Genomic DNA, 21,339 nt, shown 5'->3' with positions numbered 1-21,339 from the left:
TTAATTGAATAATTGAAGTTTTAGTATATGAGTGAATTGGATAATAGGCTTAAAGATATTTTAAATAGCGTTAAAGGATATAGAGATATTGAAGGCATGAAAGAAATGTTCATTTCTCTGCTATTTTTAAAGTATGCAAATGACAACTATAAACCTAAAGAATATAATGTCATAGAGATACCAGAGAATGCAAGATGGGCCTATTTATATTCAACGGTAGGCTCCCCCTATTTACAAGATGAATTAAATAAGGCTTTTTTTTTATTAGAAAATGCCAACTCCCAAATCCGTAACACTGTATGTAACTTTAATTTTAATTCTAATCGAAATCACTTACAGCAACTGGAATTTCTCTATCATTTATTTATTACTTTTTCAAAAATTGATTTTCAAAAGATTGAATTAAGCTTTTCAGATATTCTTGAAAAGTTGCTCGCTAATTTCGCAAATTACGAAGGCAAAAAGGGAGGCGATTTTACAACACCGCATTCTGTTTCTAAACTAATGACAAAATTGTTAGAACCTAAAGGAGGAACTGTATTAGATTCTACTTGCGGCATAGGAGGTTATTTCTCTAGTATAGAAGAAAACTATTCCGAAAATCAGTTTCAGTTTTATGGACAAGAGTATAACTCATCAACATTAGCTATTGCTAAACTGCGTTTTGCCTTTAACGAAAAAAATATATTTCAATTTGGAGATTCAGCCAACACTTTAATTAATGACAGCTTCCCTAATTTAAAAGCTGATTTTGTTATAATGCATCCTCCATTTAATGTACGACTAAGGGGAAACGAATTAAATTCCTCTGACCCAAGATTTGAATTTGGTCTACCACCAAAATCAAATGCAGATTTTGCATGGATTCAACATGCTTTATCCCACTTAAACAATGAGGGTAAAGCGACCTTACTACTCAATGTGGGTACATTATTTAGAGGGGGCAAAGATGGCGAAATAAGAAAGAATTTAATTGAAGCTGATTTAGTAGAGGCAATCATTACTCTTCCTTCTCGGCTTTTGGCAAATACCAGTATCCCCTCAAGTATTTGGATTTTTAGTAAAAAAAAACCTCTCAATAAAAAGGTAATATTAATTGATGCCTCTGATCTAGGTAAAATGATTAATAAAGGACAGCGTGAATTAAATGAAGATAGTATTCAAAAAATCGTTACCCACTATACGAAATGGAAAGTAGGTGAAACTCAAATAAGTAGTATAGGGTTTTCCAATTCTGTCGATATAAAGAGAATCGCTGAAAACGACTATATTCTAACACCTCAACGATACTTAAATCTTGATTATCTATCTACAGTAAAACTAGATCACGAACCAGGAAATATTGTTTCACTTGGTGAAATATTAACATATGTTTCCCCAACAAAATCCAAGTTAAAGGATAATATTAAGAAGGTTAGTATAAAAGATCTGTCCTCTAATCCTGATTCATATATACTTAAAACTGATAACCTATCTGAAGTAGGTAAAAGTCCTAATTATAGTATATTACAGAATGATGTGCTTTTACTTTCTAAATTAAGCACGAACCTTAAGCCAACATTCTATTCTTCAAATACTGAGAAAGTTGCCTATTCCGTAAATGCTATATATTCTTTTAAAGTAGATGAAAACAGAGTGGATATGGACTATTTAGTTGCTGAACTACACAAGGACTATATTAAGGCCGAATTAGAAAGATATAGTATGGGTTCTGTAATGCGAACTATTAGTCGCAAAGATCTTTTGAAAATTCTTATTTCAATTCCACCATCTCTTAAAGAACAAAAAGAAATTATTGAAAAAGAACGTGAAGTACGTTTTCAATCGGCAGCAAAAGATTTAGGTTTTGAAAAAGAGATAGCGAAACTTAAGCTAGCTCAAATGAAAGATTTGGGCTCTAAAAAACATAACATCATGCAACATCTAAATAATGTAAAAGCATCCGCAGATGTTTTAACTAAAATGATGAAGCTTAACAATGGCATTTTAAAGTCTGATGAGATTATAGACCCTAGAAGGGGGGTTACGGTAGAAAAACGTTTTCACCGTTTGCAAGAAAGTTTAAGTAAGGTAATTTATTATGTAGATAATATTACCAATGAGTTAAAGTATGACGTGGCTGAAATAATAAACCCTGCAAAATTTATTAAAGAATGTAAAGAACGTGGTATTCAGAATGAATCATTTACAGTAGAGGTTATTATTGAAAAAACCTCTTTTGAGGGCAGAGAACCACTCATAAGTATTTCTAAAAATGATTTCGAAGAAATTTATAATAATATTTTAGAGAACTCTATTAATCATGGTTTCGTTGATGATAATAAGAAATACATTTTAAGAATCACCATTGCCTTCATTGATGATTTTTTAGAAATTAACTTCGAGAATAACGGAAAGCCATTTCCTAAAGGAATTGCCCAGAAATTTGATGTTAAAGGAGAAAAAGCGGGTATCACAGCAGGTACAGGTATAGGGCTTTGGAAAGTATCAGAAATTGCAAAACACTTTGGAGCCATAATGTCCGTATTCGATGAACCCACAGCAGATTTCCCTGTTGGTTATAATTTTAAATTTAATCTGGAAACGCTTTAAGTTATGAATAGATATCAAGTACTATGGATTGATGATGATGCCGAAAAGCAAGATGGTTTTCTAGATTCTGCCTATCTAGAAGGATTAGATGTAAATTATTACAAAACGTCCAAGAAAGGCATGGAAGAGTTGGTTGACAAAATTGAACACTATGATGCAGTTATTTTAGATGCAATGGTATTTAATGAATCAGAAGATGAAAATGCAGCATTAACTGGGTTATTTAATTCTATAAAAAGAATTAATAGTTTATCTGACAGAAAAAAAATACCCTATTTTATTTTTTCAGGGTATATAGACCAGGATGAGCATGCTAGCGCAAGAGAAATGTTGGCAGATGAAACCATCTTTATGAAGAGTAAGGATAATGCAGCATTATTTTTAGCAATTAAGGAAGAAGCAAGTAAACAACCCGATACTCAAATTCGACATAAATATCAACGGGTTTTTGAAGTATGTACTGAAAAGTATATTGGAGAAAATGCAAGCATAGACTTATTGAGCTTGTTTTTAAACATAAGTCATTTTAATACTGAAAATCAATTCAATACAATAAGAAAAATAGTTGAAGATATTTTTATTGCATTTAACAAGTTTCAATTATTACCAAATGAATTTATAACACCTTCAATTGCAATAAATGAAACCAGTAAGTTTTTATCTGGCAAAAATCATAAGGGAGAATTATTTACCGAAAGAGGATATCAACATAATGAAGAAACGCATATACCTGTACAAATCTCTACTATGTTATGGAATATTTTATCCGCCACACAAGATGGATCTCATAGGTCTAAAATAGATTTACATACTAAATCATTAAATACCCCTTATCTTTTTCAAAGTATACTATACCAATTGTTAGATGTTATAGTTTGGTTTAAATTACATGTTGATAGTAATCCAAAAAAAGAGAATTGGTTTAAAATTAATTATACGAAAGAGGAAACAATAAGTAATATCAAAAAAGGAGAAGTAATTAATTTTCATGCTTTTAAGGGATTTGCTTTTCTAGAACCAGAAGATGGAACCGAAAATGTGTTCATTCCACCTCATTTAGTAACCAATCATAGTTTAAAAGAAACAGCTATAATTACTGCAGAAATAGAAGAATACACAGACAATAGAACACAAGAACTAAGAAAACGAGTTAAAAAACTCATAGAATAGCATATGACCAACGATCAATTAAAAGATTTAGAAAACAAACTCTGGGACTCTGCAAATGCAATGCGTGCACATGGCGGATTAAAAGCATCTGATTATGCTGTACCAGTATTAGGGTTAATCTTCTTAAAGTTTGCCGAGAATAAATACAGCCAGCACGAACCTGAAATTCTAAAAGAATATCAAAAGGATAAAGGCACTAGAATGGAACGTACTATGCAAGAAATTGCATTAGCCAAGTGTGGTTTCTACTTGCCAGATGATGCTAGGTATGATTATCTTTTAAATCTAAAAGGAAACAAAAGAGCAGAAGCTTTGCGAGATGCTATGAAAGGCATTGAAAATTACCAAGATGCTAAATTTCAAGATGTATTGCCTACAGAGGCTTATTTTGATATCGAAAAGAAGAAGGATGATATTCTACCGGAACTACTAAAATCATTCTCAGACATTCCTAAAAATGCTTCTGGCGATATATTTGGTAAGATATATGAATACTTCTTAGGCAAGTTTGCCATGAGCGAAGGACAAAAAGGAGGCGAGTTCTTTACACCAACGTCTGTAGTACGTTTTATTGTTGAAGTTATAGAACCTTACAAAGGTAAAATTTACGATCCCGCTTGTGGTTCTGGTGGGATGTTTGTACAATCTGCCGATTTCATAGCACACGAAGGTCACGACCTAAACGATATTTACGTTTACGGACAAGAATATATGGGCGAAACCGTGCGTTTGGCGAAAATGAACTTATTAGTTCACAATTTACGTGGCGAAATTACTGAAGCTAACTCTTACGATAGCGACCCTTATGACGGCTATGAAAAGTTCGACTTTGTCATGGCTAACCCTCCATTTAATGTGAAGTCTGTAAAAGAGAGTACTGTAAAAAATGATAAACGTTTTTATGAGTTTGGCTTACCTAAAAGTAAAGGGAAAAGCGATAAAATATCCGATGCCAATTATTTATGGATTTCACTCTTTGCTACCTCTTTAAATAAAAACGGACGTGCAGGTTTTGTTATGCCTAACTCTGCAAGTGATGCTAGACATTCTGAATACGACATTCGTAAAAACATCGTAGATTCTGGTATTGTAGATTGTATGGTAAGTATGCCAACCAATATGTTTTTAACGGTGACTTTACCTGCTACTTTATGGTTTTTTGATAAGCAAAAAGTGCATACAGAGCGCAAAGACAAAATATTGTTTTTAGATGCGCGTAATGTATATAACCAAATAGACAGAGCACATAGAGAATGGACACCAGAAAATCAACAAAATTTAGCTGCTATTGTCCGTTTATATCGTGGTGAAACTAACCGCTATTTACAGTTAATTGAAACTTATATAAAAGCAGCAGACCAAGCTGAAAATAAAATAGCACCAGCAAAAGAAACGTTAGTCTTACAACTTGAGAAGGTGGTAAATAGTTTGAAAAAGCACATTGAAGAAACAAAAGACAGCAAACGCACACCAGCAAAAATAAAAGCGCTAAAAGAAACTGATTTCTTAAATCTAGTACAGGGTTTCAAAATAACAAAACCTATAACAAACGAAACTGTTTTAAACAACTTAGCACACCCAATAGAGAACACGCCATTGGATAACGAAGCGCAATTGGAAGTAGCAGCACATTTACAATGGCATGTTACGCAGCATAAATTAGATACTGATGCCTTAAAACAAGATGTTAATGCACTTTTAGAACTGTATAAAATAGCCGATAAAAACCTGAAACTTAAAACAGATAAGGTTTGGAGTAATTACGATTTAGTAAAAGCCGATAAAAACCTAGAAGAAGCATTACAATTATATATAGAAGCTACGGAGAAAGCTGCGTATTGGGTGACTAACATTAATTGGTTACAATCACGTTTTCCTGATGCAAAATATGAAGACATTGTTGGTTTATGTAAAATGGCTGATAGAACCGAATATGTTGAAGAACAAGATTATTCTTTAAATGCAGGTCGTTATGTTGGAGTTGAGATTGAAGATGATAATATTACAAAAGAAGAATTCATTAAGAAGTTGACCAATAATAAAAGACTTTTGGAAAGCTTATCTAAGTCTCAAGAAGAAAGGTTTACAAGTATTGCTAATTCTTTAAATCATATAATCAATGGTTAATTGGAAAACAATTCCATTAGGTAATATTGCAGAATTTAGAAATGGAGTAAATTTTGACAACTCTTCTTTTGGAGAAGGAATAAAAGTTATCAATGTTTCTGATTTTAAAGATAGAATGTATCCTGACTACTCACTTTTAGGAGAGCTTGATGCTGCCTCAAAATGGCACGAAGAATCATTTTTAAAAAAAGGTGATATAGTATTTGTACGTTCAAATGGTAATAAAAATCTTATTGGGAGGTCTATTTATATAAAGAACTTACCAAATGATGTAAAAGTGACTTATTCCGCTTTTTGTATAAGGTTGCGATTTAAAGAAGATATAAAAATTGACTCGTTTTTTTATTTATATGTTTTTAAAAGTCCATTATTTAGAGCTTTACTTTCTCAATTTGGTAACGGAGCAAATATTAATAATTTGAATCAAGATATTTTAAAAAACATTAAAATACCTGTACCTGAATTACCAACCCAAAAAAAAATAGCCTCTATCCTTTCTGCTTATGATGATTTAATAGAAAACAACAACCAACGCATCAAGCTACTAGAAGAAATGGCTGAAGAAATCTACAAAGAGTGGTTTGTACGTTTTCGTTTTCCTGGCTATAAAGACGCTACCTTTTTAGATAAAGAAGGTAAGAAAGTTGCTCACGGTACGAAAGGTGCTATTCCTGAGGGGTGGGAGAAGAAACCAATTAAAGATATTGTAGATATTATTTCAGGTTATGCTTTTAAAACTGAATCTTTTGAAGAAGATGGAGATTATGGCTTAGTGACGATTAAAAATGTTCAGAACGGTTTTTTTGTGACTAAAACTACAGATTATATTAAAGAGTTACCTAAAAATATAAAGGATGATATTTTTTTAAAGGACAAAGATATTTTGCTTTCACTTACTGGGAACATTGGTAGAATTTGTTTGGTTTACGGAGATAATTATTTATTAAATCAGCGTGTTGCAAAATTGAAACCTAAAACTGAAGACTTGTTTGAGTATGTGTATTTATTCTTTAGAAGTGATTTCTTAAGAAAGACATTAGAAAATTACTCTAACGGAGCTGCACAACAAAACTTAAGTCCAGTTGATACTTCAGAATTAAAATTTATCACTCCACCAGATGAATTACTAGAAAAGTTTTCAGATATAACTAAATCATTTTTTGATGAAATAATTCTTCTTTTAAAGAAAAATCAAATCCTTCAAGAAACCAGAGATTTATTATTACCACGATTAATAAGTGGTAAGTTGTCTGTAGAGGGTTTGGAAGTAGAAGAAATGAATATGGCTGCGGAGCCTCATAAAATATTGTAAGCAAATGCAAGACCTGCTCATTACACCTATAGACAATTCAGCAATAAAAGACCTTATTAAATTAAGGCGTAAAGAATATTTACAAGCGCCTTTACGTATTGTTGAGGATTACAATAACGAAAATAAAAATATAGAGGAGTACAATGGCAGACAACTGCTAGAAATGATACAGAATGCCAATGACGAGAGCGATACGAGAAAGGCTAAGAAAGTATTCATTAAGGTAGATGAAAATAGTTTAATCATAGCCAATAATGGTAACCCGTTTTCTTTAGGCGGAGTAGAATCGCTAATGTATAGCGATTTGAGTCCAAAAACTATGGAGGAAAACAAAGTGGGTAAAAAAGGGCTTGGTTTTCGTTCTATTCTCAACTGGTCTAAAGAAATTTACATCGCTAGTTATGATTTACATTTAAAGTTTTCACAGCAGCATGCAAAAGCTTTTTTACATGATTTGCTTACTGAAAATCCAGAAATAAAAAAAACGCTTGAACGCAAAACCAAAACGAAAATTCCAATTTCGGTTTTGCGTTGTCCCTACTTTGAAAATGATACTTCTAAAAAGAAAGAAAAAGAGTTTGATACCGTAATAGAGCTTACCTTAAAAGAGGATGTTTATGACGATATTTTAGAACAAATAGAAGTTGATATAGTTCCTGAAATCTTATTGTTTTTAAATAAGTTAGAAGAATTAGAAGTACAAACACCAACAGAACATTTTATAATTTCTAAAGTAGTATTATCTAACAATAAAATTAGGCTATTACGAACAGACCTTTTAGAAGAAGAAAGTAACGAATGGGTTTGGAATATTTTAGAAGATAAGGGAACAATTGAAGGCACAGAAGAAACTAAAAACTATGAGCTTAAAATAGCGTATAACCCTAATGAAGATGTAAGGTTTAATAAGCTATTCTCATATTTTAGAACAGAAGTAGATTTTCCCTATCCTGTAATTGCACATGGCTCTTTTGAATTAAAGTCTGATAGAAATCATTTGGCAAGAGATAAAAATGATTTCAATATTCAATTAATTAAAAAATTAGCCAAATTATTAGTCGATTGTGCTTTAAAACTAACTGAAAGTGAAGAAAGTAATTATGATGCTTTAAGATTATTAATCCCTAAAGAGTATAAACATTCGTCATTATTTGAATCCCCTTGGGACTTTAATGATTTGATTAAAGATTCAATTAATAAGGCTGCTATTTTTCCTACCATTAACAATACATATATCACCCTTGATGATGAACCTATATTTTATGCAATAAAAATTGACCATTTAATTCCAGAAACTTACTATTCGGATTTTAAGGGATTTTTAAAATCAACTTCAGATAAAGCTATAGTAAATTATCTATGGCAAGAACAAGGGGAATTAAACTATTACCAAGAAGAATTCACTGCTCGTATAAATAAAATTGTAGATGAAGATGGCTTTACTATAGACCAAAAAGTAGAATGGGTTTCAATTTTAAGTGAACATACCAAGCACTTTTATTTTAAAGAAGATTCTGTACTTCCTAACTTACTAATAAATACAAAAGGAGAGGTTATAAAAACAGGTAAAGAAGAAATGATTTTACCTCCCAAGGGTGAAATTTATGATTTACCTAAAGAACTAGAGCTTCAATTTTTAGATAAAGATTTTACGGAGTTACTAAAAACTCAAATTAGTGGAGATATTCGTGATTTATCGACACGACTACGTGTCTTTGGTGTAGATGAGTATTCAATGACCGTTGTTGCAAGAAAGGTGATCTCTGCATCACACAAGCTTGCGAAAAATGAGTCGAGTGATAAGAAGGCTATTATAGGTAGCATGCACAAAGTACTATTCCATATTTATGATGGTCTTAAAGATGATTTTAATAAAACTAGTTTCTTTCAAGGTTTACCTTCACCATTGTTGTTTACAAGAAATGGTAAATTAGTTTCGGCAAATTCACTGTATTTTGGTAAAGAATACGATGCTGGTTATTTATGTCATAAACTTCTAAAAAGTGTAAAAAACAGTAAGGATTTATTTGTTGGTTCACTTGTTATAAATAGTCTTGAGACCTTTGTAGAAGAACATTCTCATTCAAAAATCGAAAAATATCTCAAATGGATAGGTGTTGCAGATCAACCTAGAAAAGTTGTTTTAGAAAACAATAATATTCCTAATAAATTTGAATTTGTCCATCATGTTTTTGATAGTTTAAAATACCCCTATTCATTACCAGATGATCATAAAGTATTTGAAACCAATCAAGTAATTAAAACAACTTACGGACACGATTTAAAAGTTCTTTGGTATGATAATTTTGATAGTATCGTTAAAAATACAGATATAGAATATTTGCTTGCTTGGTTTTTAGTTGATAAAGATTTATACCAAAGTATTGTTCGTGATTTAGATTTTGATAAAGCTGAATTTTGGTTTTTATTCGACCAAGTGCGAAAGCACCGATACATTGAAGATAGTGACATAAAATCTTATATTTTATTTTACTTAAAGTCTCAAAAATTCATACCAGTAGATGACGGTTTAAAAGTAAAACCAATAGAATGTGTTGATAATAGTGGAAACTTATCACCATTAGTGCATTCACCACAAATAAATTACGAAGCAGAAGTATTTGATTACTATAATATTCAGACCGATCAAATAGAGTTAATCTTAAATAGATTAGGTGTAAAAGAGAGTTTTAAAGACCTATCTATTGATGTTATGTATGGTTTTTTAAATGAACATCATAGATATTTTGATAAGAAGTCTAGCTCTGCATCGGTATTGTATAATTCAATTATAGATGCAACCCAAAATTTACCTAAGAACTTTAATTGGGATATAGAAAAAAGGGACTATTACCTTGAAAATGGCTATGTGCTTTGCGAAGTTGATGGTAAAAACGAATATGTAAGGGTTAAAGAAGCAACTTATGTTTTAAATCCCAATCATAGTCAAGATTTGCTTTCAAAACTAAAAGTGTCAAAAGTAAGACAAAGAGTTGGTAATACAAGGATTAAAGATTTATTTGGGATAGAACCAATTGACTATATTGAATTTGAAGTTGTTAAACCTGAATTTAATAAAGAATTAAATGAGCAGTTTAGTCAAGAATTAGAAGAACTGAAACCATTGTTTTTTATTTACAGATACCAAAAAAATCTAAAAAAGAAGCAAAAAGATCGTGAACTTGGAGATTTAAAAAGTTTAAAAGTAAAATTATGTAAAAGTTCTACTGTTCATTTTGAGTTAAATGGTAAAAAACAATCTTTAAACTTAAAGCAGAATGAATATGTATATGAGAAAAAGTCTAAAACATACTACATACATGTATCCTCAACCATTAGGTCTTACCAAGACTTGAAGCATGATTACAGATTTACAGAAACCTTAGCAGATATCGTTTGTGGTGCAATAGCAGTTACAGAAAACAGAAAAGATTTCATGTTAATTATTGGTCAACGTCATTCTAAATGGAAAGAAATCTTAACTAGAGAATTTTCAAACTTTCATGAATTAGAAAACGAAGTATTAAAAAACTTTAAAGGTGCACTTTCCGTTAAAGAACAATTTTGGAGAGGTGTTTTAAAAGCTTGTAGGTTAGAGTTTAAAAATATTGAACTTCAAGACGAAAAGGAGATTTATAAATTAATTGGTGATAGGATAAAATGGGATGTGTTTTTTGATATTTATCGTAAAATTAATTACAACCAAATTGAAGGATATGAAAATTATGAACCAATTAAACAGTTGTTTTCTAGTCTTGGGATAGACTTAATAAACTTTAATAGATATTCTAAATTTAAATTAGATTTCTATGAGTTTTATTTAAATAAAATTTACAACCTACATATAATAGGATGCAAGAAGTATCAAGCTAAATTGTACTCTAAAGGTTTTCATAAATCTTATTCTGGAGATATAGAGGAATTTAATTCTGTTGATTTATCACTTATTGAAATCGATGAATCTTTATTTGTCGATTTAAATGAGCTCTACTCTAAATTTATAATAGAGGTGTTTGATTTAAGTGGATTTGATATTTCAACAGAAACCTCGTTAGATGTAGAGAAAATTTATAGAGACAATTTGGTTAAACTTAAAAATGCTTTAAAAAAAGAAAATATCTACAACGCAGATTTTTTCCTTTCTAAGCAATATGATAATCAGTTTAAGAATAAGGTATATTTTGGAATGTTGGATGACGCTTTTAGTGATTATAAATCATCGTATCTAGATGAAGAAAAAGAAAGAAGAACGGTAAAATTATCAGAAGAAAGCATTGAAATTGATATAGCAGATGATCAAACTCTAATTGAAGAAATTGAAAAAAATATAGAAGAATTAGATTTAGAAATTGATTTTTATAACCCTGAAAAAACTGAAAAAAGTAGTAAGCGGAAAAATAACAAGAAACCAAGGCAATCAAACAATAATAATGGTCGCTCTGCAATACCAAATTCTGATATAGGCTTTATTGGAGAGAAGTATGCTTTTGAGTTATTAAAAAAAGAATATGATAAAGTCTATTGGAAGTCTGAAAACGCAATTAGAGCTGGTTTTTCAGGTGGAAAAGATGGTTATGGTTACGATTTTGAATGTGTAAAGAATGGTGTTTCAAGATACGTAGAAGTAAAAAGCACAACTACTTCACAAAAAGGATTTTACATTAGTAACAATGAAGTTTTAACTGGGCATTTAAACAAAGATAATTATGATATTTTACTAATTACTAATTTATTGGATGCTAATAAGGAATTTAAATACTTGAAAAGTATTTTTAAGTACTCTGAAAACGATACTTTTTTTGATAATAATAGTTTTTTAGTAGAAGCTGATGGTTATAAAATTAAATTTAAATAAATGGCATTTTTAAACGAATCACACATAGAAGAAGCTGATATTCAATTTTTTGAATTAATGCTAGGGTATGCCCACATAAATGCTTGGGAGAAACAGCTTATTGGTAGAGACAGTTTAAAAGATGTTGTTTTAAAGCACGATTTAAGAACAGCCTTACAAAGGTTAAATCCAGACTTGCCAAAGCAAAGTATTGAATTTGCTATTGATGAGTTATCTAAAAGTAGAGCTAGCTTAACGCCTGTAATTGCTAATAAAGAAGTCTATAGTTTAATTAAAAAGGGTGTTCCGGTTTCTTATCAGAATAAGGAAGGTAGAGAAGTAAATGGCTATGTACAGGTTTTAGATTTTGAGGATGAAGAAAACAACGATTTTTTAGTTGTATCACAATTAAGCATAGAATATCTTCAAACAAGTAATATTACTAGAAGACCAGATTTATTATTATACGTCAATGGTTTGCCTTTGGTAATGATAGAGCTTAAAAATGCCACCGAAAAAGTAAAAGGAGGTTATGATACTAACCTTAGGCGTTATAAAAGAGATATTCCACAGTTATTTTGGTACAATATGTTTGTATGTATTTCAAACGGAATTCAAACTCGTGTGGGTTCATTTAATGCACCATGGGAGCATTTTTTCTCTTGGGTAAAGTTGGAGGATACAGCTATATCAAACAGTCAGCTAACACGTTTAGAAGTAGAGGCAGAAAGCAAATCATCTAATAAACGTTTAAGCTTAAAATTGTTTGGAGAAGGTTTATGTACAAAAGCTAATCTTTTAGATTACTTTGAAAATTTTGTTTTGTATCATAAAAACAAAGTAAAGATTATAGCTAAAAACCATCAATATTTAGGTGTTAATAATGCCATTGAATCTTTGTTAAACAAAGAAGATAAAAAAGGAAAATTAGGAGTCTTTTGGCACACACAAGGCTCTGGAAAATCCTACTCCATGATTTTCTTTTCTCAAAAAATAGAGCGTAAAGTACCTGGTAATTGGTCGTTTCTAATTGTAACGGATAGAACAGATTTAGATAGCCAGATTTATCGGAACTTTCAAGAGACAGAAGTTGTATTAGAAACCAAAGAACAAAAAGAGAACTATTATAGACCGAGTAGTAGAAACAAGTTAAGAGAATACTTAGAGTCTAATAGATCGTATGTATTTAGTTTAATACATAAATTCGGTATTGAAAAAGGGAAAACCTATCCAAAACTTACAGATCGTAACAATTGGATTGTAATAGTTGATGAAGCACACAGAACACAGTATAAAGGATATGGTGAAAATATGCGTATTGCCTTGCCAAATGCACAGTATATTGCTTTTACAGGGACTCCTTTATTACGAAGCGCATTAACAAAAGATTGGTTTGGACCTTATGTCTCAGAATACAATTTTGCTCAAAGTATAGAAGATGGGGCTACCGTACCTTTATACTATAAAAAATCTGTACCTAGGGTTGATCAAATTAATGAGGACTTAGTAGGCGAAGCTGCTGAAATTTTAGAAAATGAAAATCTAACGGAGGAGCAAAAGAAGAAACTTGATAGAGAATATTCAACTTTACTTCAAGTAGTGCGTCGAGAAGACCGTTTACAGGAAATTGCAAAACACATAGTACAACATTATCCATATAGACTGGATGTTCTTAATGATGAAAAAGATCGTAAACCCATGAAAGCAATGGTGGTCTGTATAGATAAGTTTACGGCAGTTAGAATGTATGAGTTTGTGCAATTGGCTCAAAAGGAAGAAATTAAAGATTTAAGAAAGAAGATTGCTAGAGAACAGGATTCTGAAATAAAAGAACGCTACAAAAGAGCAATTACTTTTATGGAAGAAAGTAAAATGTCTGCAGTGGTTAGTCAGGAAGGTTCAGACAAAGAGGAAAAAGAGATTTTTGAGAAAGAAGGACTTAATATTACACCGCACAGAAAGCTAATGGATCATCCTGATGAAGATGGTCGTAATATTGAAGATTACTTTAAAGACCCAAACAGTCAATACCGTATAGTCTTTGTGACCGCAATGTGGCTAACCGGTTTCGATGCTCCTGCAGTATCTACGTTATATTTAGATAAACCATTGCAGAATCATACCTTAATGCAAACTATTGCCAGAGCAAATCGAGTTTTTGAAGGCAAAAAGAATGGTTTAGTTGTAGATTATTTTGGAGTATTTAGAAACCTTAAAAAAGCCTTAGCAGATTATGCAGAAGGAACTCAAGGAAAGAGTCAAACAGATGATGAAGATGAGTTTCCTGTAAAAGAATTTGAGGATTTATTGGCGCTTTTAGATCAGGCAATTTTAGAAACAAAAATATACTGCAAAGGATTAGGTGCGGATATTGATGCCATTTTAAATTTAGGAGAAAGAGGTTTTAAGGAAGTTGAATTGTTTCAAGAATACGCAAATATAATTCTTGAAAAAGATGAATATAAGAAGCAGTTAGGTTTATTTGTAAACACTATTGTAAGCTTGTACGATTCAGCAAAACCAGAAATATATGGGTATCCTCAAGTAAAGAAAGCAAGGGATGTATTTGAATATTTACGTAATGTAGTTGACAGACATGTTGATCAAGATGAAGCAATAGAAAGGGCTAAGAAAAATTTAGATACTTTATTAGACTCCAGTGTAGTTGGGAAAGGAGATTTACAAGATCAAACGCATGATTATATAATTGACAACTCTACTAAAATAGATTTAAGTAAGTTAGATTTTGGTAAGTTAAGAGCAGAGTTTCCCGAAAAGAAGCATAAGAATATTCAGTTCGCTGATTTACGAGAACTAATGGAAGTTAAGCTAAAACAAATGTTAGCTCAGAATAAAACTAGAGGGTCATTTTTAGAACGTTTTGAAAAAATTATAGAAGATTATAATTCTGGCAGCTTATCTATTGAAGAGGCCTACGAAGATTTGATGAAGCACGCTGAAAGCATGTCTGAAGAACAAGAACGAGCTGCAAAAAGTGGGATGACCGAGGAGCAGCAAGAACTTTTTGATTTATTAAAGAAAGAAAAATTAACTAAAGAAGAAGAAAAAAATGTAAAACTTGCAGCTGCTGAGTTACTAGTAATTTTATTTGATGCCGATAACAAAATTTTAATCCAAGAATGGCATAAGGAAAAAGCCACTCAAGAAATGGTAAGACAGGAAATTAAGAAAATCTTGAATAAAGATTTACCACAGTCTTATGATAGAAACATATTCGCAGAAAAGACGGATGTTATTTTTCAGCATTTTTATGAGTTAGCAGAAAGAGGTAGAGGTTTTGCAGCTTGATCCAGTTGATTTAATACAAAAAAAACAAACAAAACCATTTTAAAAAATAAGTGCATATATATTGCACACATAATAGTAATATTTGCAAAGTTCTTTGAAAACCCAAACTGAAATTATTGAAAGCATATGCTGGCCTGATGATTAATTCAAAGGCAATAATCGGCATATAATCCTATAGAAATATAGGATGAATGTTATTTGTTAATTGTAAATAGACATGGCAAATAAAGAAAAGACTTTTATGTTTTTGATAACATTGTCATTATTTCATTTACAGTTCATATAATTTATTTTTTTTTAAAGGCTTGAATGCTACTAAGGTTTTCAATCGTCATACAAAATGAATAAAAGGTTTGGGTTTCAAGAGCTTTATTAATTTAATAATGAAAACAACAAAAGAAGATATAGCGTTAATACGAGAAAAATTTAATTCTCTTTCTACTAAAGAAGATTTGGTAAATCTACTTAATGTAGCAAACGTATTATTATATGGGGAAGACGCATTTACTTTAAAAGAATCAACTTTAGCTTATTATGCTAATCCTGCTTTTTGTACTGAAAGATACACTTCATTTGAAATTAACAAAAAAAGCGGAGGTACAAGGACCATAAATGCTCCGGTAAAAGGATTAAAGTCTATTTTAAAAACTTTAAATTTTGTGCTACAATGTATATCGGAACCACATCATAAAGCAACCGGATTTGTAATTAACAAATCTGTAGTTACAAATGCAAAATTCCATGTTGGCAACCATTATGTTTACAATATAGATTTAAAAGACTTTTTTCATTCTTTTGACAGAAACAGAGTGAAACTTGGCTTTATGCAAAAGCCATTTAATCTTAATAAGGATAGAGAGCCTATTGCCTTTCTTTTATCTTGCCTATGCACTCACCCATTTAAAGTAGATGATAACTTAAAAATAGTTTTACCACAAGGTGCTCCTACATCCCCTACTATATCTAATATTCTATGTTCCACTTTAGACCGCAGGTTAAACGGGTTAGCTAAAAAATTTAAGATCAATTACTCTAGATATGCTGATGATATTACCTTTTCATCACAAGTAAGTGTTTTCAAAAGAAAAGACTTTCAAAAAGAGTTACTCAGAATTATAACCGAAGATCAAGGTTTGGTACTTAATGAAAAGAAAACTCGTTTACAACAGTCTGGATATAGACAGGAAGTCACTGGGCTAATTGTTAATGAAAAGGTAAACGTAAGTAGACGATATATCAAAAACCTGAGAATGTGGCTTTATTATTGGGAGAAATATGGTTTTAAAAGAGCGGAGATAATTTTCAAAAAAAATTACATTTTAGATAGAGGTCATATCAAAAAAAGTGAGCCTAATTTCATTAATGTAATTACTGGTAAACTAGAGTACTTAAAAATGGTTAAAGGTCCGTTTGATTCTACTTTCATTAAGCTAAATTCTCGATTTGAGTTATTATTACAAAATGAAAGTATGTTAGAACAAATACTAAAAGTTTGGGAAAACCAAGGTATTGAAAAAGCAATGGAATTGTATAATAAATAAAATAAGGACTTGTGAATAAATTCAGTTTTATAAACCAACTACTACAAAAAGAAAAGTTCACAGCTTCGCAGAAAGAGCGTGTACTAAAACTTGTAACAAAAGAATTGACAAGAGTAGAAGGTAATGAGCAACATATACTGAATGAGATTCAATTAATAAAAGAGAAAATTGGATTAGCTGATGAAATTCAACCAAAACAATTAACTGATGATGAGGAAGTAATGGATATTTTCGACATAGTTGTCGGTGTAAATGGAGAGGTTAGTTCTAGAAAAAAAGCACAAACACCATCTAAAGGTATTACCTCTACAAAAATTGATAATACTGATAAAAAATACTCAGATGAGGAATTTATGACACTTCTGGGTATAGAAAATAACAAGCCTAAACAGGTAAGTAATAATAAAGGTTTTAAAATATTAACTGACGCAGCAACTAGTAAACCTAAAAAAATAATCAGTGATGAAGGCTTTAAAATATTAATTGACGCAGCAACTAGTATCCCTAAAAAAACAATTGGTGATGAAGGTTTTAAAATATTAACTGAAGGAATAGAAAAACATACCGCGATAAATGGCGAGAATAAAGAGTTTGAAAGCAAACTATTTATAAAGGAATATTCAAACACCTTAGAGTATACTTGCAAAAAAAAAGAAAACGGAGAGATTGACCCTCGAATTACAAGATTAGAAGATAAAAAGGAAAAACTTTCAAATATCTATATTCCTAAAAACCTTGAAACTTCTTTATTAGAAAATATTTACAACAATCATGCAAACCGAAGTAATTTGGACATAGAAAAAATTGTAAATAAGATGTTTTTTTTAATAGCACAAAAAAACGTCAATGAAGGTATTTATGAAAAAATTGAAATATCTCGAGATACTTACATTATACCAGAAGATATAACTCAGGATATTATTGATTTCTTTGATAAAAATATGATAACAATGCAGGGAGCTCATGTTAAAAATATTAAAGGAGCTAAAAACGATGGAGAAACATTAATTGATGAAGAGAGAGCGAAAAAGAGTAATGTCAGATTCTCTAATCACAATAAGGATTATTCAAATACTAACCTGGATAGAGTATCAAATAAATATTTAAACACGAAGGAAAAATTTCATAATCCAAAAAAAGTAAATGAATGGCTGCAATATTTCACTATAGACAATACGGCTATTAAATTTAGCACACATCCCTGGGATGACGACTTATATAACTCCTATCAGGATTATATTAGCGGTCTAATGGATGAACATAAAAAATATGACTTTTATAGCTTACAAAAGTATAGTACAGATTTATATTGGAACAAAATATATCCTTTTCTGTTTCAGAATAAACCTACGAAAATTGAGCTTTCAGGTGAAAAACTATTTGGGTGGGGGCGATATAAGATTGGTCTAGGATGGCAATATCCTAATGATGTTAAATCATTTTGTAAGAATAATTTTGATGGCAAAGGAATAATGGCATCTACTCCCCTAACAATGGAACTTCCAAAAGACAGAGTTCCAAATATCCCTGGAAAAACTTTAAAAACCTTTGAGGATGTAGTGAATATATTTAAAAATGAAATAGAATTTCGACAAAATAGTTTTTGGGTAGGAGTAAAAACAGAATTGCAAAAAAATCTACCCAATCATAATGTAAATAAAACTCAACTAGATAGTTTAAAAGGATGTTCTTTCTACACCAATACTGAAAACATACTAAAAGCAATTTCTAGAATATTTAAAATGATAAAATCACGGTCAGAAAGTCAATCTATAAATATTTCTTGTACTCTAGATTGTGATAAAAATCTCTATGTATTAGAAATACTTCATTTAAATTCATATTCAGATATGCATATTCATCACCCAAAACTGATAGCTGAAAAAACTGGTGACATTTCAATTTTAAGGACAACACTATTAAGTTTATGTGACTTTTCTATAGAATCAAGATTTAAGGATGACGATGGAAATCTTCTATATGCACGTATCGATTATTTATATGATGAAGTAGAATCAAACGAATGGAAGCCATATGTTCAAAAGAACATTAAAGATTCAGGTGGATTTAAGTTTATTTTAAAATTTTTAGTTGGATGAAAAAAATATTACTGATAGAAGATAGGCCAGGCAGACAAGCACAATTTTTCAATAATGATGAAATTACTTATTTAAATAGTTTGAATTATTTAAACATGCCAAGTGAAGATAAATGTAGGGAGTGGCTTAATGTCTTAAATTCTAAAGAGCAAAATGGTTTTAACACCTATAATTTAGTAATAGTACATAAGTCTTCTCTCAAGCCAATTGGCTTATCGAATTTACGTGAATTATGTAAAAAAAATCAAATCGACTTGATACTATTTAGTGGTGGTCTAAGTCAAGTTCTATATCAAACAATGGAATTTAAATCTTTATCAATTAATTCTTCTAATTTATATACCGATAGACTGAAAGAATTTTTAGAAAATTACTCTAACGGCTTAATTGTAAGTCTATTAGAATTAGTTTATGGTGATCAATGGAAATTAGAAGTATTACTTAGATATAGACAGCTTAAAACGAGATATGATGCAGAGCCGAATAATGAGGTGAAATTTGAGTTAGAAGATCAGATTTCTACCCTCGGGCAAACCATAAAAGACGAAATTAAAAATATTGACAATTCAATTGATAAAATATTTATTTCAATATGAACGCACTACTCATTCACAATGATAATCTACCAACAATTTTAATCAATAACTTCAAAAATCAATTGAAGTTTGATATTGGACAAGCAAAAATACTGGAATATGACTTTTCATTTGATAAGGAAGCACACAATCAATTATACAAAGCTTTTAAAGGTGAAAAATTTAATGTAATATTTATTCCCTACAGCTTATCGACGAATAATTATCTTGAACTTTCTGGTTTAAGGATAGCCCTACACATAAGATTAACCGATGAGTTTAATCACAAAACTATTCCAATAGTCTTTATAGCTCACGAAACAAAAGAGCAAATAGCTAAACTATCTGATTATGGAAGTTTTCTTTTTTCTTCAGGAACATTTAGCACAACAAAATTCGAATATAGACAATTAGAGCAACAGTACGAATGGATAATAAATAATTGGAGAACTGATAACAAACCTTCATTGAGCTTCTCTGAATACAATAAATTCCTTTCAAGAATAAAAATAAAACCACCTGATAGTCACCAATCGAATCATAGCCTAACAAATGAATGGGCTATGTATAAATGGTCAAAAGCTTTAGGTAATTTAGGCGATGAGAATGAAGAATTGGGATTAATTGACAATACGGTTTCGACAGATTTATATTTTAAATATCTAATAGCAGTTAATAAAATAGAGCAATCAGATATTGGAACTTCTTTGGAGTTAGGACTTAAAAATAAAGGAAAGGTTTTATTAATTGATGATGAAGCAAATAAAGGATGGTACGAAATATTCTGTACGCTTTTATGTGATAATAACCCTAAGATGATAGATTTTCATTACATAGATGATAATTTACTGCGTCATAAATCACAAGAAGAAATCATTAAGTTATGTAAAGAGGAAGTCTTAAAAATAAAAGATCTGCCTGACGTTGTGATTTTGGATTTGCGTATTCATCCTTCAGATTTCACTGCTGAATCCATTAATGAAATGACTGGATTTAAAATCTTGAAAGAAATCAAGAAAATAAATCCAGGAATTCAAGTAATTATTTTTTCGGCAACAAATAAAATTTGGAACCTTCAAGCTCTTTTAAAAGAAGGAGCAGATGATTTTATAATCAAAGAAGGTATTGAGAATAGTGCTGATGATAATTTTTCCTATGAAACTATTACAAAGTTTATCGAATCAATAAATACCGCATTAGATAGAAAGTTTTTAAAAGAAATATCAAGTATCTGTTCTGCCATAAAAGGACGATTAGTAAATGAATTTATTGATGATAAAGATCCCTATATGGATTTTATAAAAGATAGCAAAATACAGATTGATTTAATCAAGCTTTCTTCGCTCAATATAAGCCATTTAGATTCCATGACCTTAGATGTTGTTTTTTTAAATTGTTATAATTATTTAGAAAAATTTAAAAATTATTATGTAAAAAATAAGAATCTCAATATTGTTTTAGGTCTTGATGAAATAGAGATGAACAAGTACTATTTTTCAAAAGGCAGAGCAATAAATGAAGGCAAATTCATTAAAGATAAAAGAGAAGACAAACCGAGTTGGTTTAATAGTCTAGCCGGTATTTTTATCGATTATTTCGAAATAGCTAATTTAAATAGTGTAGATATTAAGAATTTAAATAGTGTAAAAAATTGGAGAAATGATTACATCCATAATGACAAAAGTTATTTTAAAAAAGTAGAATTAATGTTGATTTTCAATTTATGTTTGAAAGCTACTAATGGAATAAGGGAATAAGGGAATAAGGGAATAATTTATTA

At 30.4% G+C, this 21,339-nt stretch carries 10 protein-coding genes; all 10 read left to right on the top strand.

The window, feature by feature from the left end; translation table 11 throughout:
- Positions 1-27 precede the first annotated feature (27 nt).
- The 10 genes from BW936_RS13125 (at position 28) to BW936_RS13080 (ending at position 21,316) form a co-directional block, all read left to right on the top strand.
- Positions 28-2,592, top strand: coding sequence for an N-6 DNA methylase (locus BW936_RS13125; RefSeq protein ID WP_076548857.1), 2,565 nt, complete (start codon positions 28-30; stop codon positions 2,590-2,592).
- Between the two features lie 3 nt (positions 2,593-2,595).
- Positions 2,596-3,762, top strand: coding sequence for a S1 domain-containing protein (locus BW936_RS13120; RefSeq protein ID WP_076548856.1), 1,167 nt, complete (start codon positions 2,596-2,598; stop codon positions 3,760-3,762).
- Positions 3,763-3,765: 3 nt separating this feature from the next.
- Entirely contained in the window at positions 3,766-5,889 is a 2,124-nt protein-coding gene (locus BW936_RS13115) for a type I restriction-modification system subunit M (protein ID WP_076548855.1), read from the top strand.
- The gene (locus BW936_RS13110) at positions 5,882-7,201 is read left to right on the top strand and encodes a restriction endonuclease subunit S (RefSeq protein WP_076548854.1); all 1,320 of its coding nucleotides are present in this window, start codon (positions 5,882-5,884) and stop codon (positions 7,199-7,201) included. Before BW936_RS13115 ends, BW936_RS13110 begins: the two co-directional genes overlap by 8 nt.
- 4 nt (positions 7,202-7,205) lie before the next feature.
- The gene (locus BW936_RS13105) at positions 7,206-12,056 is read left to right on the top strand and encodes a protein NO VEIN domain-containing protein (RefSeq protein WP_076548853.1); all 4,851 of its coding nucleotides are present in this window, start codon (positions 7,206-7,208) and stop codon (positions 12,054-12,056) included.
- Positions 12,057-15,344: a type I restriction endonuclease subunit R gene (locus tag BW936_RS13100; RefSeq protein ID WP_076548852.1), complete on the top strand. Its 3,288-nt coding sequence runs from the start codon at positions 12,057-12,059 to the stop codon at positions 15,342-15,344.
- Positions 15,345-15,727: 383 nt separating this feature from the next.
- Positions 15,728-16,885 (top strand): reverse transcriptase domain-containing protein, encoded by a 1,158-nt coding sequence (locus BW936_RS13095; protein ID WP_076548851.1) that lies wholly within the window; start codon positions 15,728-15,730, stop codon positions 16,883-16,885.
- A gap of 11 nt (positions 16,886-16,896) precedes the next feature.
- Entirely contained in the window at positions 16,897-18,984 is a 2,088-nt protein-coding gene (locus tag BW936_RS13090; RefSeq protein WP_076548850.1) for a hypothetical protein, read from the top strand.
- Positions 18,981-19,580, top strand: coding sequence for a hypothetical protein (locus tag BW936_RS13085; RefSeq protein ID WP_076548849.1), 600 nt, complete (start codon positions 18,981-18,983; stop codon positions 19,578-19,580). The genes BW936_RS13090 and BW936_RS13085 overlap by 4 nt, the downstream gene beginning before the upstream one ends.
- Entirely contained in the window at positions 19,577-21,316 is a 1,740-nt protein-coding gene (locus BW936_RS13080; RefSeq protein WP_076548848.1) for a response regulator, read from the top strand. Before BW936_RS13085 ends, BW936_RS13080 begins: the two co-directional genes overlap by 4 nt.
- Positions 21,317-21,339: the final 23 nt, after the last annotated feature.

It is taken from the genome of Maribacter ulvicola (assembly GCF_900155985.1).
Classification (GTDB): domain Bacteria; phylum Bacteroidota; class Bacteroidia; order Flavobacteriales; family Flavobacteriaceae; genus Maribacter; species Maribacter ulvicola.
The sequence above is the reverse complement of the archived record's forward strand: the minus strand, read 5'-3'. Positions and strand labels throughout refer to the sequence as shown.

Bases quoted from the DNA above. Each gene is read 5' to 3' on its own strand.
- BW936_RS13125 (WP_076548857.1), top strand. From the start codon at position 28: ATGAGTGAATTGGATAATAGGCTTAAAGATATTTTAAATAGCGTTAAA.
- BW936_RS13120 (WP_076548856.1), top strand. From the start codon at position 2,596: ATGAATAGATATCAAGTACTATGGATTGATGATGATGCCGAAAAGCAA.
- BW936_RS13115 (WP_076548855.1), top strand. From the start codon at position 3,766: ATGACCAACGATCAATTAAAAGATTTAGAAAACAAACTCTGGGACTCT.
- BW936_RS13110 (WP_076548854.1), top strand. From the start codon at position 5,882: ATGGTTAATTGGAAAACAATTCCATTAGGTAATATTGCAGAATTTAGA.
- BW936_RS13105 (WP_076548853.1), top strand. From the start codon at position 7,206: ATGCAAGACCTGCTCATTACACCTATAGACAATTCAGCAATAAAAGAC.
- BW936_RS13100 (WP_076548852.1), top strand. From the start codon at position 12,057: ATGGCATTTTTAAACGAATCACACATAGAAGAAGCTGATATTCAATTT.
- BW936_RS13095 (WP_076548851.1), top strand. From the start codon at position 15,728: ATGAAAACAACAAAAGAAGATATAGCGTTAATACGAGAAAAATTTAAT.
- BW936_RS13085 (WP_076548849.1), top strand. From the start codon at position 18,981: ATGAAAAAAATATTACTGATAGAAGATAGGCCAGGCAGACAAGCACAA.
- BW936_RS13080 (WP_076548848.1), top strand. From the start codon at position 19,577: ATGAACGCACTACTCATTCACAATGATAATCTACCAACAATTTTAATC.